The sequence below is a fragment of the Gammaproteobacteria bacterium genome, assembly GCA_015709635.1.
In the GTDB taxonomy this organism is placed as follows: Bacteria; Pseudomonadota; Gammaproteobacteria; order Burkholderiales; family Nitrosomonadaceae; genus Nitrosomonas.
In genome coordinates, this window is record CP054180.1 from 3,036,748 (window position 1) to 3,051,920 (window position 15,173).

A 15,173-nucleotide genomic window follows, 5' to 3' on the forward strand; every position below is an offset into this window, starting at 1 on the left:
TTTCCCGTGCCGCGCCAGTTACCTTGGCGGGCTTGTCACAAACCTACGTTTTCAAGAAGGAGGAGACTAGATGCCCCGCCGTTCGATCCTGTCCGCCGCCGAGCGCGAACGCCTGCTGGCGTTGCCGGACACCAAGGATGAGTTGATCCGTCACTACACTTTAAACGAATCCGATCTCGCCATCATCCGGCAGCGGCGCGGGCCAGCCAATCGCTTGGGCTTCGCGGTGCAGCTTTGCTACATGCGGTATCCCGGCGTGATGCTTGCGGTGGATGAGGAACCATTTCCCTCATTGCTGCGTTTGGTGGCTACGCAGTTGAGGGTGCCGCCTGAAGCATGGACGGACTATGGCCAGCGCGCTGAGACACGCCGCGAACACCTGCTGGAATTGCAATCAGTCTTTGGCTACAAATCTTTCACTACGCGGCACTATCGCCCCAGCGTGTACAGCCTCGATGAACTGGCATGGCAGACCGACAAAGGGATCGTGTTGGCCACGGCTTTGGTGGAAGGTCTGCGCCGCAAGAGCGTGCTCCTTCCTACACCTGGCGTCATCGAGCGCATCTGCGCCGAGGCGATCACCCGTGCCAACCGGCGCATCTACGAAATTCTGGCCGAATCGCTATCGGACGCGCATCGTCGTCACTTCGACGACCTGCTCAAGCGGCGCGATAACGGCAAGACTACCTGGCTGTCCTGGCTGCGTCAGTCACCGGCCAAGCCTAACTCCCGGCACATGTTGAAACACATCGAGCGCCTCAAGGCATGGCAGGCGCTCGACCTGCCTGCTGGCATCGAGCGGCTGGTACACCAGAATCGACTGCTCAAGATCGCCCGCGAGGGTGGTCAGATGACGCCAGCCGATTTAGCCAAGTTCGAACCGCAGCGCCGCTACGCAACCCTGGTGGCACTCGCTATTGAGGGCATGGCTACCGTCACCGACGAAATCATCGACCTGCATGACCGCATCCTTGGAAAACTATTCAACGCCGCCAAGAACAAGCATCAGCAGCAGTTCCAGGCATCCGGCAAGGCGATCAACGCCAAGGTGCGTCTGTTTGGCCGCATCGGCCAGGCGCTGATCGAAGCCAAGCAAAGCGGCGGCGATCCGTTTGCCGCCATCGAGGCCGTCATGTCTTGGGATGCGTTCGCCGAGAGCGTCAGCGAGGCGCAAAAGCTCGCCCAGCCCGAAGACTTCGATTTCCTGCACCGCATCGGTGAAAGCTACGCCACATTGCGCCGCTACGCGCCGGAATTCCTCGACGTGCTCAAACTGCGGGCCGCGCCGGCCGCCAAGGACATGCTCGATGCGATCGAGTTGCTGAACGGAATGAACACCGACAACGCCCGTAAGGTGCCTGCCGATGCGCCGACCGGCTTCATCAAAGCACGCTGGCAGAAGCTGGTCATGAGTGACGCCGGCATCGACCGGCGCTATTACGAGCTGTGTGCGCTGTCGGAGTTGAAGAACGCGCTACGTTCCGGCGACATCTGGGTGCAGGGGTCGCGCCAGTTCAAGGATTTCGAGGACTACCTGGTGCCACCCGAGAAGTTCGCCAGCCTCAAGCAGGCAAGCGAATTGCCGCTGGCTGTAGCCACCGACTGCGATCAGTATCTTCACGACCAGCTGAGCCTGGTGGAAGCGCAGCTTGCCATCGTCAACCGCATGGCGGTGACCAACGACTTGCCGGATGCCATCATCACGGAGTCTGGCTTGAAGATCACGCCGCTGGATACGGCGGTACCCGACACCGCACAGGCCCTGATCGACCAGATGGCAATGATCCTGCCGCACGTCAAGATCACTGAGCTGCTGCTGGAGGTGGACAAGTGGACGGATTTCACCCGCCACTTTACGCACCTGAAATCGGGTGACCTGGCCAAGGACAAGAATCTGCTGCTGACAACGATCCTGGCCGACGCGATCAACCTAGGCCTGACCAAGATGACCGAATCCTGCCCCGGCGCGACCTACGCCAAGCTCACCTGGCTGCAAGCTTGGCATATCCGTGACGAAACCTACTCGACGGCGCTGGCCGATCTGGTTAATACGCAGTTCCGGCATCCCTTTGCTGAGCACTGGGGCGACGGCACCACGTCATCGTCCGACGGTCAGAATTTTAGAACCGGCAGCAAAGCCGAAAGCACAGGTCACATCAACCCAAAGTATGGCAGCAGTCCAGGGCGGACTTTCTACACCCACATCTCCGACCAGTACACGCCATTCCACACCAAGGTGGTGAACGTTGGCGTGCGCGACTCGACCTACGTGCTCGACGGCTTGCTGTACCACGAGTCCGACCTGCGTATCGAGGAACACTACACTGACACGGCAGGCTTCACCGATCACGTCTTCGCTCTCATGCATCTACTCGGCTTTCGTTTCGCGCCGCGCATCCGCGACCTCGGCGACACAAAGCTCTACATCCCGAAGGTCGATGCTACCTATGCGGCGCTGAAACCGATGATCGGCGGCACGCTCAACACCAAGCATGTCCGCGCCCACTGGGATGAAATCCTGCGACTGGCTATCTCGATCAAGCAAGGCACGGTGACTGCTTCTCTGATGCTGCGCAAGCTCGGCAGCTACCCGCGTCAGAACGGCTTGGCAATTGCACTGCGCGAGCTGGGCCGCATCGAGCGCACGCTGTTCATTCTGGACTGGCTACAAAGCGTGGAACTGCGTCGCCGCGTGCATGCCGGTCTGAACAAGGGCGAAGCACGCAACGCGCTGGCTCGTGCCGTGTTCTTCAACCGCTTGGGCGAAATCCGCGACCGTAGCTTTGAGCAGCAACGTTACCGGGCCAGCGGCCTCAACCTGGTAACGGCGGCCATCGTGCTGTGGAACACGGTCTATCTGGAGCGTGCGGCACTTAGACTGCGTGGCAATGGTTATGCCGTCGATGATGCGCTGTTGCAGTACCTATCGCCGCTGGGCTGGGAGCACATCAACCTGACCGGCGATTACCTCTGGCGCAACAGCGCCAAGATCGGCGCGGGCAAGTTCAGGCCGCTACGACCATTGCAACCAGCTTAGCGTACTTTGCAATCCGTTTTCTGAGACGACCCCTATATCAGCGACGATGCCTTACGCCAGGTCATCCAGGCAGCGCAAAACAAGTGCGAAGGCTTTAATAACTTTGCTCAGTGGGCATATTTCGGATCGGACACCATCGAGGAGAATGTGCGCGAGGATCAGCTGAAGATAATCAAGTACAACCATCTGATTGCCAATCTGATGATTTTCCACAACTGCCATACAATGACACAGGCATTCAAGGAGCTAGAAGCAGAGGGGATGAAGTTAACGCCAGAATTGGCTACGGCGTTTAGTCCATATCGAACGCATCACGCTAATCGTTTCGGCACTTACGAGCTTAGGGAAAGAGATTTGGAGCCGATTGACTACGGTGTGACGTTCCTGATGTAACGAAATTAGGGATGTTACTCATTTACGAAGGAATCCTTACGGTCCCCCTTTAAAGCATCAAAGTCAGCAGCAATGGGTAGCGGCACCATGAAGTGTCGGCGGCTGTAGCCAACCATGCCTTCAACGTTGCCCTTGTCATTGCCTTTAGCCGGTCGGCCAAACTTATCTTCAAACAAGTAATGGCTTTGCAGTTCGCTGAACGCCTTGGTACGTTGCCGTTTGCCATCGCCAAGTATCTTGGCTACCGCAATCTTGGTGTTGTCGTACAGGATCGATTGCGGCACCCCACCCAAAAACGCAAAAGCAGCAACGTGCCCATCCAGAAAGGATTCGGTATCTTCAGTTGGATAAGCCCTGACAAAACAGCCATCCGAATGCGGTAAATCAAGGCAGAAATAATGGAAGCGAACCAGTTTGCCGCCAATATAGCCATCGGCTTCACCAAAGTCTACCTGGGCATGACCAGGTAGGTGTGCCAACGGCATGAACATTTCTTTTTGCCGAATTGCAGCCTTGTTAACATAGTTGCGTACGATGGTATAACCACCAGTAAAGCCGTATTCTTTACGCAACCGCTCCAATATCCGTATCGCAGTATGGCGTTGTTTTACATGCACCTGCTTGTCGGCTTCCAGAATGGCATCAATGATGCCAGTGAATCCAGCTAGCTTAGGGGAAATGGGTTCTTTCTTGCGACGGTAACCTGGCGACACCGAATATTGGCACATCTTCTTGACAGTCTTGCGGTGAACTCCAAAATATCGCGCAACTTCTCGTTCGCTTTTGCCTTCCACCATCACCGCTCGTCGAATCTTTACATATAGTTCCACTGTATACATCCTCATCGCCTTTCACTTGATGCTCATCGCATCAGCTTACAGGCATAAGACTTGGTACACTTTTATTCCGCGTTTGCCGCAAAATTTAGTGCGCCTCAGTGGTATATTTTTACACCGCTATTTATATAAATGATGAGAACGTAAAGTACTTTCAATTTTTCTCATAAATACACTCAACATAATTCACCCTAAAAAAATTTCTATTAAAAATCAAAGAAATTTATGCTTGAGGCCATATATAAATTATTTTTTCTTATTCCCCACTATCAACATAACATAAATATTGTTGTTGCGCTACAATCTACATACACGTAAGTTATTGTCAAAAGTGGTGCTCAGAGACTTGATCAAGTTGCATTCTGATCTTATAAGTAGCGGTGTAAAATTAATGGAATGGACGCCAGCTACCCTAAATTGCATCAAAGTGCCAAAGTAGTGATCCAATAAAACCTACTAGATGGAGAGCATAAAAAAGTGGGGTGTATTTTTTTCAAATCAGGCGGCCATTTTCAAAGAGGCCATTGTCTCAAGTTATTTTGGATCGAAAAAGCCAGATCAGGTCACTACTTAAAGCGTTGAAACATCAAACCAGTGAAGCACAATCTCTTCTTGTTTGAATTTTATCTCAAGCTTGATCAAACTCTGCAATCATCACTTCATAAATAATGATCTGATCTTTCTGGAACAATCGTCGTAGTAGAGAGTCGTTTCGGACGAAGTCGATGAAGATTTTTCCTGTGTGTTTCTTCTTGCTCATATTGGCTAGGTAAGCGTCCGGCACTTCCCGCGCCATTTGTTCCCATAATTCGCGCGGTTGGCGCATCAACAACACTAGATCATAATCCTTTCCACTTCATCTAGCGTCATTTCATCGCGTCTCCGGTCATATAATTGTGTTGTTCGTGTACTTGAATGGTTAGCCATAATTGCCGCTTTTTCTAGAGTTCCGCCATTTTTAAGGTACGCGGTAATGCCGGTAGCTCTAAAACTATGATTGCCAACTTTTGTTGCGATACCTGATTTATTAATATGTCTTTGTATCATGGCGTGAGCATTGGCCTGTACGAAAGGGGATGAAGTTAATTGTCCAGTTCCTCGGCCAATGGTGCGAAATAAGAAACCCTTCCGATCATCACGCAAATTGGTTTCATTAATATAGGCGCTTAAATATTCTTCGAGATTATGGTGGTAGGGCATTTCATGACGTTTTCCACCTTTTTTCATGCAGACGTACCCAGAGTCTCCTGTTTTGCGTATAAACATCTTCAACTTTCATTGCTAAAGCAGCGCCAGCGTGCGAAGGAATAAACCATGAGTGCAATAAGCGCTCGATCTCTTAATCCGGAAGGTTTGCTGACATCGATACTGTTCAATAATTGCCGGGTATCTTCACTATCCAAGATTGGAGTTTTACCGGTCTTGACTCGATGAGCAGGGCCTCTGACGGAAGATGCCGGATTAGTTGCTACAATCTGGCCGACTACCAGCCAATCAAATAAATGACGTATAGCCGCCAAATGTTGGGTTATTCTGCATAAAGGTACCAAAAGTACCATAGTATAATTACTAATAGCCTGAACTTAAATAAGAAATAGCTATTTTATGACTTCCTGATTTTGGGCTCTTTTTATGTCGAAATTTAGATGCCAGAGAACCATTGATTCTTTACTAGTTACAGTAACTTATGATTAATTTCATGGTACTTTTGGTACCTTTATGCAGATGAACCCTAGATTGTTGATACCGGTCGTAAATTGACTAGAAAAGGCTACTTGGGTCTACGCCATCCTATGGGACTTTTGGTACCTTCATGCAGGTGAGCCCAATGTACCGAGGCGGGTGGTGGCTGCAGAATGCTCCACCTGCCTCATGCCTTATTGGTATTTCTTATACAGCCAAACAGGCGTGATGTATTGCAAGCTATGGTTTGACCACAATCCAGAAATTCCAATAATACGCGGAACGAACGTGGGATTATTTGGATTTTTTTCCTTATCGTACGGAAACGTAGCATCTATAGAAATCGGCGGCGCCAGAAACATCGCCAGCGCACTATTGCCGCTCTTGCACTCATTGCTTGGTGCAGAAATCTCACCCGTCTGTGGATTGACAATTTTTTGCGTTTGCACACATGCATGGGAGTAATCCCAACCAGTCATCAGCGTATCCGCCCTATTGGTAAAATCGATGGTTTGCCAGACAGTATCACTACCCCAACGACCCACGGTATTTGTATACGACTTACCCGCAATTTGGGTAGTAGTCCGCACCCCTATAATTTGATCGCCTTTGGTCACTTCTAATTTGAGCAAGCGCACTGAATCGCCGTCCGCGATAGCGGCGGCAGTGAAGGCCTCAAGCTCTTCCGCATTATTGGAATACGAGTACTGCTCCAGTGACAACTTGCCCATGCTCATAAAAGGGGAAACGGCCGTTGCATAAACGATGCTCGGCTTGGATTTAGCGTCAATTTTGTCGGCCGTCATATAACTCCACAAAGTGGCCGAATTCAAGCCCCATCTTCCTATGAGATTATCATTGAGGATTTTTTGCTGTTGTGCGCTATACCATTCTCGAATGGCGGTCATACCAGCAGGGCTCGGATACTCGCAGCAAATATCATCGTACTGGACTATCCCGCCGACAATTGCGCCAACCTCGGTACAGCGGCCATCACTGACCTGCCCGTAATGATGATTGCAAGTAAAGCCACAAGGATACCCGCCATATGTGGTACTTTGTGTGATGGCATTATCCACCCGCCACTTGACTGCAGCAGCCTCAGCGCTGGATGCCAACGCTGAAAACTGTTTCACTGCACTGTTAAGCTCTTCCTTGTATAGGGCAACGGTCTCAGGGTTAGGTGTCACGCCGGTAATATCTTGATAGTTATACGCTTGTCGCTTAAGCAAAGTTAAGCAAATATTTCCCGCAGCACTAATATAAGGCAGCACTTGTAGCGGTGTTATGCCGGGGTTCTGCATAGCATATTTTATTTGAATACAGTTACCCAGTAAATTCTCTAGCAGCGCACTGCGGTCACCGCCTCCTGATTTGATATACCCATCCAAAATATACGTTTCTTCACCCAAAGTCTGATACTGATTAGCCACTAGCGATGCCAAAGTATCCGAGCGAGATTGGGCAATTGCATCTTGCACGTACTTAACCAGCTGATTCAGCTTGTCGTTCACTGTGGGCCCCGCATCTGCGCCCCAAAAAAATCCTATAAAAGATGAGAATCCTTTTCCTATTTCTGGAATTATCCCGATTCCAGACATCACTGCGCTACGCATTCCATTCATAATCTGGCAATCCGTATCACAGCCCCCAAAACTCGGCGGATTTACATTACACGGCGCACTTGCAAGCTCAGAAAAACCAAGACCCATGTAGGACGGCGGATTTTTACTAGCGGGAAGGCGGCTCTCGCTGGCCAAAGCACTAGTGGCGCACAACGAAACTAGCAGCGATAGCAACACGTTATTGGAAAAAATAGATTTTATATTCATTACAAAACTCCCTGAACATTTAGTTTTTCTGCGCTTAAAAGCTAGTGTCGATTCAGGGCTGTAGTACCCGCCGCTGGTCTTTATTATGCATTCCTTTGCGAGGACTATAAACCTCGGGTATAGGAATAATAAAACACCTTTCCATTAGTTTCGAATGTACTGAAAGCTAGCTCAATTGTCAAACACGGTTATAATCGATCAAAAAATGACTATATTCCGGTTCAGTTAGCACGAAAAGTTAAAGATTTTGCCGCATTTGGGTTCATCTGCATAAAGGTACCAAAAGTCCAATTGTAGAATGACTAACATATTGAATCTTAATAAGGATTAACTTATTTTGTGACACCTAAATTTTGGGTCATTTTTATACTTAAATTTGGGAGTTCTGGAATCATTTATTTTTCAATAATTACAATATCTTATAAATAACTATGTGGGACTTTTGGTACCTTTATGCAGATGACGGTACCTGCTGAGCTACATCGATGATCCCGAACTCCGTAACCATGTACAAAAGGCACTAAATCGAGGTGAGGCGTACCATCAACTGCGCCGAGCGATTAGCCAGGTCAATGGTGACCGGTTCCGAGGCAGTAGTGAGGAAGAAATCGAGCTGTGGAACGAATGCGCTCGGTTAATAGCTAATGCCATCATTTACTTCAACTCCAAAGTTCTAAGTAATCTGTTGCAAAGCTTTGAGCATCAGGGCAAACAGGAGCTAGCTGAAACCATTAAGCGAGCTTCACCAGTAGCCTGGCAAGGCATCAATCTGAAAGGAAAATACTTGTTCGGTCAGACGGGTCAGGCACCAGATATTGAGTATCTGCTAGCACCGATCGAGGAATATGTGCCACCTCCTAAAAAATGATAAACTTGTACAGGCCAATATAGGCGGACGCAAGCGCGGCTGTTTTCATATTATTGGCGATCTCTCAGACAAGATTCTAATTTGTGAGGGATTCGCCACCGGCGCCAGTCTTCATGAAGATTCTGGGCAACGCGTTGTCATCGCCTTTGATGCCGGTAACTTGTTACCTGTCGCAAAAAATATTAGAGACCTATCGCCAGAGAGTGAAATCATTATCTGCGGTGATAACGATCTATCAGGCGTAGGACAAACAAAAGCGCGGGAGGCTGCGTTATCTATTGGAGGGAAGATACTGATTCCGCCTATACCAGGCCAAGATTGGAATGATGTTCTGAAAGGAGAAAATCATAATGCTTAGCCAAAAAATTATGTCTTCTGATGGAAACTTTCAAAACAATGTTGCCACATTGAATCTTGATGACGCAGAAACTGTGCAGGATGAAACAAATCGCCATGAATGGCCAGAACCGCAGCCACCTTAAGAAAAAAGAGGTTAGAGAAAAACTCTAACCTCTTGATTTGTGGTGGGTCTGGTTGGACTCGAACCAACGACCAAGGGATTATGAGACACAGTCTTATAAGTGGCTATTTATATTAAACAATAACTTACAGCGCTTGCCACATATAAAATCATTGTCACACAACCCTTAATTATGGAGTTTTCATACAGGCGTGACACAAATTTGACACAATCAATATCTGTTCGTCATTGTAGAAAACTGTATCAGCTTCACTCAATACAACCTAGTTATGCTTCATTATGTCGCCAGTCGATTCTTAAGTCTTTGCATGAGATCCATCCTCTCGTGCAAAACTGCCAAAATAATCGGTACTTTCCTGTCTTTTGGCTGCCAATAAAAAATATAATGATGTTCACAATGCGTAAACAATAGATCTGATCTGTTTTTCAGAAATACTCTTGGCGTAATATTTCCTTGAGCAATCTCTTGGAATCGCTTTAGCAGCAAGGCTTCGTAATGTTTTGCTTGCTCAATTCCCCACGTATTAACCGTATAACGCGCAATTGCTCTTAAATCTTCTTCAGCAAGAACAGTAAGTTCGTAACCAGGCATTACTTGGTACTTTCGCTATATGCTTCTTGAAAGATTTCTTCTACAGATTTCTTGCTGATTTTCCCGGCTCTAGCTGATTTAACACGATCATCCAAAAGTATTTCCAGTTCATTCAAGGCTATTTCTTCATCAGAAGATGTAGGCAGGATTTGAGCTAGCACATATTCCTTAATTGATTTTCCTTGTAAAGCAGCAATAGCCTTAATCTTTTGATGCTGCTCTGGTGTCAGATCGATAGACAAGCGGCTCATGTTATTTCACCCTTTATTATTGAGTAAAAATGACCATAGTACATGGTGCACAAATCAAATGCACAAATGTTCAGAAACGTGGAATGATTAATTACTCAACGTAAGCAGCATTCGCGAGGATTTGTGCTATAGACTTTCGTTCCTCTTTATTTTCAGGCCAATTGATTAGACCAGCGTGCCACCTATGCTCTGTTTCTTCAGGATTTATTTGGAGCTTTGCTTCAAGAACTGAAGATGCGCGTATTAATGCTACAGCTTTAATTGGTTTAGCTCGCACCTTTGCAACAACCGCTTTTTTGCTGTTATATTCATCCGGTGACATTCGACTTTTTCTAAAAACTGATGTCTTTAAACTGGCATTTGGAAGAAATGCAGCAGCTTTAATAATTCCACTATTAGTTAATTCATTACTCGAGAAAATGAAGCGTGACAACTCTTCATCTGGGGATATAGACTCAATTTGTTTATTATTTAGTGGTACTGCGCTTGCCTGAAAGTGCTCTTGTAATAAATTCCTCAAGAATTTTCTTATTTTCTGAATCAAGTCGTTCTACCCCATATGTCTTAGTTTTATCAGAGAACAATCCTGCATAACTAATGGTATCGCTTTCGCCGAAGCTGATAGAAAAAACACTTCCATCTTTACCATACCATTCTAAGGCCATCTCACCATCGGGTTCTGGTGTAACTTCAGGAATTGGTATTTCCTTGGGTAAATTGCGTGCATAATCCCAAGCGCGAAGCAAGGCATTAGGGTTAATCGGTATAGAATCATAGCCATTCCAATTATTTTGGTTGCACTCCATCAAGACAGCTATCAGATCTTCCTTCAGTTTTTCCCTTGGATCCTTATTAACTATCGTTTTAGTGAAGTGCGCCAGAGCACTTGCTGCAGCATTTGCAGTGTCTCTCGCCGGGTTGCTTATGCCCTTAGTTCTTGGATTGAAATCAAAGCTAAAATCATATTTTCCACTAATAGCAAGTGTACTCATTTAAAAAGCTCCATTGTTTTGTTCGTTAAGCTTCCTTTAAAAACTTTGTTTTTTAGAAACCTCAGTTGATCAAAAAAGTCCCACATTTCAGTTTCAGATAGACCAGCTACATTTGTTCTAAATACGTCCGTATCAAGAATTACAATGACATGAGAATTGGTTATATCTTTTAGTGTCTGTATTACTATGACATTTGTACCTAACTCGGGATATGGAATAACCACTCTGCTAAAGAATTCGCTGACAACTGTACTCATGTCATTTGGAGTTCTTGGACTATTTATTAAATAATCATCAAAATTTATCGATTGGCTATCATTAGCAAATGGTATATCTATTTCGTTGATGTATCGAACAGCTAATCGCGAAAGTTTATAGTCTGGTATCGTTTCTTTGTACAGTGACCATAAAAGCTTAGCTTCGTTCTTAAAGCTATCCCAATTCTCATAAGGCGAAAGCTTACTTACGGTCATGCCAGTTTTCCTGAATTGTGCCACATAGCCAGATTTAGAATTCTCTGCTCTATATCCAGTAATGCCGAGGTTTTTATTATTAAATACACTTTCACCTTTGGTATTGATCTCAAAAGCAACGTGGGCTTCAGATATAGGTTCTTGCTTAGTATATTCTCCAGATATTTTTGCAGACAAAGATTGATGATCAAAATCGGATTGTTCCGAATCTAAATCAATTTGTATATCAATAATTGCTTCCTTAATTGGAGCATTTGATAGCTGTTCCTCATTAATCATAATAAATTTAAGCTATTTGATTGCATTGAAAGTTGTCTGCTGTGGTCTTGCATTATATATCTATCTTTCCCGTGAAGCTTCTGTTCTGTGCCAACATTGGAAAGAAACAGCTACCCGGGTGCGCCGGTCGACCCGGCGCAAGGCCATGCCCAGTTTCATGGGCATGCTGGCCGATCCCCATTTTGCTAGCGTGTTTCAACTGACTATTCCATACTGCTAAACAATTAAAACTCTTACACTGGTAATATTCGTACAAGAATACTACATGCCGATCTGCAGCACTTGAAAGTTGCTGCATAAATATCACTGCCTTTTTGTGTTGCCCTGCTGGGTTGCTGTCAATTGTGGAAAAAAGGATTATGATATTCCCTTATTGGCTTATGATCTCTACGAAAGGAAACAGCATGTTCGAAAGACCACAGAAATCAAAAGAAGAAAAACTAGCAAAACTCTCTGTTGAACAAATTGATCAACTAAGAGTAATAACTGATGAAACTATTGCCAATTTTAAAGGTGATCTTACTCAATTGGAATCGGCATTAGGTATGTTGCATATTGGCCACCATTTGGGCTGGAAGGTGCTTTATATCATCCATAGCAAACGCACAATCCGTAACTACGAAAATATATTAGGTATCAAGATACGTGATATTTTCCCAGAAACCGGCCCTAGTAGTTATCGTTCAAATGGATATAGAGCGGCGGAAGCATTTTCTAATTTTTGGAAAGTGGTTGGAGGTGAATTTAAGATTGAGAATAGAAAACAGGTAGACTAAATAAGGAAACTTGACATTGCCTTATTAAATGATATTATGCGAAGGAAATTCTATGTTTCCTTCGCATGAAGACTATATCTGAAAATTTTAATCACCAAAAGAACCCTGCATTTGAAACAGAATATTATTTCTTATGCGATTCAAGTTCAACAGAGCGCAGCTTGCCGGACGCACGCGCAGCGGAGGGCGGGCAAGCGCGCGTCAATGACCCCCGTACGGTAATACGGGGGGAAAGTTCCACCGGAGAAAATAATAAATCACAGGCGGCCTTAACTGACTGGCTGAATGTTTCCTTCCCTTTTCATTCCGAAAATAATAATCCATTAGAATTTTTTAAATCCTTTAGTGAAGCAACTAAGGGCATTTTTGGAGGAATGACCGACCAGCAGCGGGGGCTTCACGGTTGGCAATATTCCTTTCAATTTGATCATGGCTGTGTCTTCTTTGCATACGGTGGCCAAAACAATACTGCTTTCCTATCTCTACCCGGTGAAGGTTGCGCATTAATTTCTGATTGGCAATCTTTTGTTATCTACCTGAGAGATCAACTCCGAGCGCGCATTACTCGCTGGGATGGTGCGGTGGATGATTTCATCGGTAGTCATTCTATTGATATGGCCATTGAATTTTATAAGCAAGGCCATTTTAAACACGGCGGTAGAGAGCCAAAACTTACACAGCATGGAAACTGGATTAAACCTGATGGTTCGGGTCGTAGTGTATATGTTGGTAATCGTAAAAATGGCAAGCTCATCAGAATTTATGAAAAGGGCAAACAACTAGGCGATCCTTCCAGCTTTTGGGTGCGCTGGGAAGTTGAACTTCATGCCAAAGATCGCGTTATTCCATGGGAAGTTTTACTGCATCCGGGTGAATATGTTGCGGGTGCCTATCCTTGCCTATCGTGGGTGTCTGATCGTGTCTTTCGCATCAATACAATCAAAGAACAAGATCGCATTAGCTATGAGCGTTTGAAGCAGGTTGCATCAACTGCTTATGGCGCACTCCTCAATGTCATGCTGCAACGCGAAGGCAGTGCAGAACTCATTGTAGAACAGCTAAAACGGCATGCCATTCCCCGGCGCCTTGCCGCTACAGATCATTATTTACGCACAAAGGGAAAATCCGATGAAATTTGAAGCGGATGATCTTGATTGGGCAATGGGTGAACTTGCAAATCTATTTGCTGATGCCAATCGGGTTGGTGTTCTCCCGCATCAGATTAATCCAAGTTTATTTTATGAAGCATGGACAGTATTGTGTTTTCAGCCGATTCAGGTTTCAGCCCGGTGCCGTCAAACATTAATTTCTATGCTTACCTTTCCATTATGGCAAGTATCCAAAGAAGGCTATATCAAAAGAAATTTTGATTTTAATGATCCCAACAAGCCCATGCGTTATGAAAACACTTTTACTCACTGAGGCTACCAATTTTCTCAAGATGCACCCAGAAGTGGTGCGCCGTCGCGCAAAGTCTGGGAAATTACCTGGCGCAAAATTGGGTAAATGCTGGGTATTTATTCTTGATGATCTTGTTGAATACATCAGATCACAGTATTCTAGCCCTCGACAAGCGTTGCGAGTGGTTTCAGAAAAGGAGGTAAACAATGCCACTCTACAAGCGCGGTAATACGTGGTGGATCGCGTTCACCACACCAGCAGGAGAGCGTGTTAGATGCTCTGCTGGTACAACCGACAAAACCCAAGCGCAAGAATACCATGACAAGCTAAAAGCTGAATCCTGGCGCATTCAGCAATTGGGAGAAAAACCGGAGTACACATGGGATGAAGCTGCATGTAAGTTTCTACTCGAAACACAGCATAAAGCTACTCATGAGCGCGATAAAGAAAAACTTCGATGGTTACAGCAATTCTTACGTAATAGGCAATTGCACGAAATTGATCGCGAATTAATTGATCACATTGCACATGCAAAGGCAAGGGTACAAGCCCATCAACGGCAAATCGCTATTTAGCGTTGATAAGGGCAATTATGCGGAAAGCATGCCATGATTGGGAATGGATGGACAAAATTCCAAAAATCAGGCTTTTTCCCAGAACCTAAGCGCCGTATTCGGTGGTTAACTCCCGAGCAAGTAAAAAGATTACTTAATGAATTGCCACAACATCAGCAGGACATGATGATATTTGCTTTATCAACTGGCTTGAGACAATCAAACGTTATTAATCTGGAATGGGATCAGGTTGATCTTGAACGTAAGGCTGCATGGATTCATCCCGATCAAGCCAAGGCCAGAAAAGCAATTCATGTTCCGCTTAATTCTGTTGCGATAACGGTGTTACTTCGGCAAGTCGGTAAGCATCATAACAGGGTTTTCACATTTCGAGGAAACCCGATTGCATGGGTGAATACCCGTGCATGGAAACAAGTATTAAAACGAGCAGGAATAGAAAACTTTAGATGGCACGACCTGCGCCATACTTGGGCAAGCTGGTTAGCTCAACAGGGTACGCCCATGAATGTACTGCAGGAGCTCGGTGGTTGGGAATCGGAAGAGATGGTGAGACGGTATGCACACCTATCAAAACCGCAACTCATGCAACATGCCGAGCTGGTTTCTAATATCCTAGATAGTCATCCCTGCAAAACACTTAGAGCCTGCATGAACTGCAGGAATCATCAAATTTTAGACGGCATTGATCCCTGAGAATTTATACT

14 protein-coding genes and 4 pseudogenes are annotated in these 15,173 nt (G+C 46.0%); 9 read left to right on the top strand and 9 right to left on the bottom strand.

Annotated features, from left to right (window positions below; genetic code table 11):
• Positions 1 to 70 precede the first annotated feature (70 nt).
• Both HRU78_14435 and HRU78_14440 read left to right on the top strand, forming a co-directional pair.
• The gene (locus HRU78_14435) at positions 71 to 3,037 is read left to right on the top strand and encodes a Tn3 family transposase (GenBank protein QOJ24689.1); all 2,967 of its coding nucleotides are present in this window, start codon (positions 71 to 73) and stop codon (positions 3,035 to 3,037) included.
• A 36-nt stretch (positions 3,038 to 3,073) separates the two neighbouring features.
• Positions 3,074 to 3,430: a Tn3 family transposase gene (locus HRU78_14440; GenBank protein QOJ25087.1), complete on the top strand. Its 357-nt coding sequence runs from the start codon at positions 3,074 to 3,076 to the stop codon at positions 3,428 to 3,430.
• 56 nt (positions 3,431 to 3,486) lie between these two features.
• On the opposite strand, the pseudogene HRU78_14445 reads toward HRU78_14440, so the two are convergent.
• The 4 genes and pseudogenes from HRU78_14445 to HRU78_14460 form a co-directional block, all read right to left on the bottom strand.
• Positions 3,487 to 4,269 (bottom strand): annotated as a pseudogene (locus HRU78_14445) (IS21 family transposase).
• Positions 4,270 to 4,894: 625 nt separating this feature from the next.
• The gene (locus HRU78_14450; protein ID QOJ24690.1) at positions 4,895 to 5,098 is read right to left on the bottom strand and encodes a hypothetical protein; all 204 of its coding nucleotides are present in this window, start codon (positions 5,096 to 5,098) and stop codon (positions 4,895 to 4,897) included.
• Positions 5,099 to 5,100: 2 nt separating this feature from the next.
• Positions 5,101 to 5,825, bottom strand: a pseudogene (locus HRU78_14455) (tyrosine-type recombinase/integrase).
• Between the two features lie 318 nt (positions 5,826 to 6,143).
• On the bottom strand, positions 6,144 to 7,781 hold the full coding sequence (locus HRU78_14460) for a hypothetical protein (GenBank protein ID QOJ24691.1): 1,638 nt from the start codon (positions 7,779 to 7,781) through the stop codon (positions 6,144 to 6,146).
• Positions 7,782 to 8,244: 463 nt separating this feature from the next.
• Between HRU78_14460 and HRU78_14465 the strand changes: the two are divergent.
• Both HRU78_14465 and HRU78_14470 read left to right on the top strand, forming a co-directional pair.
• Positions 8,245 to 8,649 (top strand): annotated as a pseudogene (locus HRU78_14465) (Tn3 family transposase).
• Positions 8,627 to 9,007, top strand: a complete 381-nt coding sequence (locus HRU78_14470; protein QOJ24692.1) for a toprim domain-containing protein — start codon at positions 8,627 to 8,629, stop codon at positions 9,005 to 9,007. Before HRU78_14465 ends, HRU78_14470 begins: the two are co-directional and overlap by 23 nt.
• Positions 9,008 to 9,407: 400 nt before the next feature.
• Here HRU78_14470 and HRU78_14475 read toward each other — a convergent pair whose 3' ends face one another.
• The 5 genes from HRU78_14475 to HRU78_14495 form a co-directional block, all read right to left on the bottom strand.
• Positions 9,408 to 9,722 carry a type II toxin-antitoxin system RelE/ParE family toxin gene (locus tag HRU78_14475; protein QOJ24693.1) on the bottom strand — a complete coding sequence of 105 codons (315 nt, stop codon included), beginning with the start codon at positions 9,720 to 9,722 and terminating at the stop codon, positions 9,408 to 9,410.
• Entirely contained in the window at positions 9,722 to 9,973 is a 252-nt protein-coding gene (locus HRU78_14480) for an antitoxin (GenBank protein ID QOJ24694.1), read from the bottom strand. Before HRU78_14480 ends, HRU78_14475 begins: the two co-directional genes overlap by 1 nt.
• A gap of 91 nt (positions 9,974 to 10,064) precedes the next feature.
• Positions 10,065 to 10,517, bottom strand: coding sequence for a hypothetical protein (locus HRU78_14485; GenBank protein QOJ24695.1), 453 nt, complete (start codon positions 10,515 to 10,517; stop codon positions 10,065 to 10,067).
• Positions 10,441 to 10,965, bottom strand: a complete 525-nt coding sequence (locus HRU78_14490) for a hypothetical protein (protein ID QOJ24696.1) — start codon at positions 10,963 to 10,965, stop codon at positions 10,441 to 10,443. The genes HRU78_14485 and HRU78_14490 overlap by 77 nt, the downstream gene beginning before the upstream one ends.
• Positions 10,962 to 11,717, bottom strand: a complete 756-nt coding sequence (locus HRU78_14495; protein ID QOJ24697.1) for a TIGR04255 family protein — start codon at positions 11,715 to 11,717, stop codon at positions 10,962 to 10,964. The genes HRU78_14490 and HRU78_14495 overlap by 4 nt, the downstream gene beginning before the upstream one ends.
• Before the next feature lie 464 nt (positions 11,718 to 12,181).
• Here HRU78_14495 and HRU78_14500 point away from each other — a divergent pair, with 464 nt between their 5' ends.
• From HRU78_14500 to HRU78_14520, 5 genes and pseudogenes are all read left to right on the top strand, one after another.
• Complete coding sequence (locus HRU78_14500) at positions 12,182 to 12,493, top strand: hypothetical protein (protein QOJ25088.1); 312 nt, start codon at positions 12,182 to 12,184, stop codon at positions 12,491 to 12,493.
• A gap of 65 nt (positions 12,494 to 12,558) precedes the next feature.
• On the top strand, positions 12,559 to 13,632 hold the full coding sequence (locus HRU78_14505; protein QOJ24698.1) for a replication initiation factor domain-containing protein: 1,074 nt from the start codon (positions 12,559 to 12,561) through the stop codon (positions 13,630 to 13,632).
• Positions 13,622 to 13,915, top strand: a complete 294-nt coding sequence (locus HRU78_14510) for a hypothetical protein (protein QOJ24699.1) — start codon at positions 13,622 to 13,624, stop codon at positions 13,913 to 13,915. The genes HRU78_14505 and HRU78_14510 overlap by 11 nt, the downstream gene beginning before the upstream one ends.
• Positions 13,893 to 14,123: a helix-turn-helix domain-containing protein gene (locus tag HRU78_14515; GenBank protein ID QOJ24700.1), complete on the top strand. Its 231-nt coding sequence runs from the start codon at positions 13,893 to 13,895 to the stop codon at positions 14,121 to 14,123. The genes HRU78_14510 and HRU78_14515 overlap by 23 nt, the downstream gene beginning before the upstream one ends.
• Positions 14,101 to 15,162: pseudogene (locus HRU78_14520) on the top strand (site-specific integrase). Before HRU78_14515 ends, HRU78_14520 begins: the two are co-directional and overlap by 23 nt.
• Positions 15,163 to 15,173: the final 11 nt, after the last annotated feature.

What these genes read in the sequence shown, in the direction of transcription:
- HRU78_14495 (QOJ24697.1), bottom strand. Translation starts at nt 11,717, where the DNA reads ATGATTAATGAGGAACAGCTATCAAATGCTCCAATTAAGGAAGCAATT.
- HRU78_14515 (QOJ24700.1), top strand. Translation starts at nt 13,893, where the DNA reads ATGAAAACACTTTTACTCACTGAGGCTACCAATTTTCTCAAGATGCAC.
- HRU78_14505 (QOJ24698.1), top strand. Translation starts at nt 12,559, where the DNA reads ATGAAGACTATATCTGAAAATTTTAATCACCAAAAGAACCCTGCATTT.
- HRU78_14480 (QOJ24694.1), bottom strand. Translation starts at nt 9,973, where the DNA reads ATGAGCCGCTTGTCTATCGATCTGACACCAGAGCAGCATCAAAAGATT.
- HRU78_14510 (QOJ24699.1), top strand. Translation starts at nt 13,622, where the DNA reads ATGAAATTTGAAGCGGATGATCTTGATTGGGCAATGGGTGAACTTGCA.
- HRU78_14490 (QOJ24696.1), bottom strand. Translation starts at nt 10,965, where the DNA reads ATGAGTACACTTGCTATTAGTGGAAAATATGATTTTAGCTTTGATTTC.
- HRU78_14460 (QOJ24691.1), bottom strand. Translation starts at nt 7,781, where the DNA reads ATGAATATAAAATCTATTTTTTCCAATAACGTGTTGCTATCGCTGCTA.
- HRU78_14470 (QOJ24692.1), top strand. Translation starts at nt 8,627, where the DNA reads ATGTGCCACCTCCTAAAAAATGATAAACTTGTACAGGCCAATATAGGC.
- HRU78_14475 (QOJ24693.1), bottom strand. Translation starts at nt 9,722, where the DNA reads ATGCCTGGTTACGAACTTACTGTTCTTGCTGAAGAAGATTTAAGAGCA.
- HRU78_14435 (QOJ24689.1), top strand. Translation starts at nt 71, where the DNA reads ATGCCCCGCCGTTCGATCCTGTCCGCCGCCGAGCGCGAACGCCTGCTG.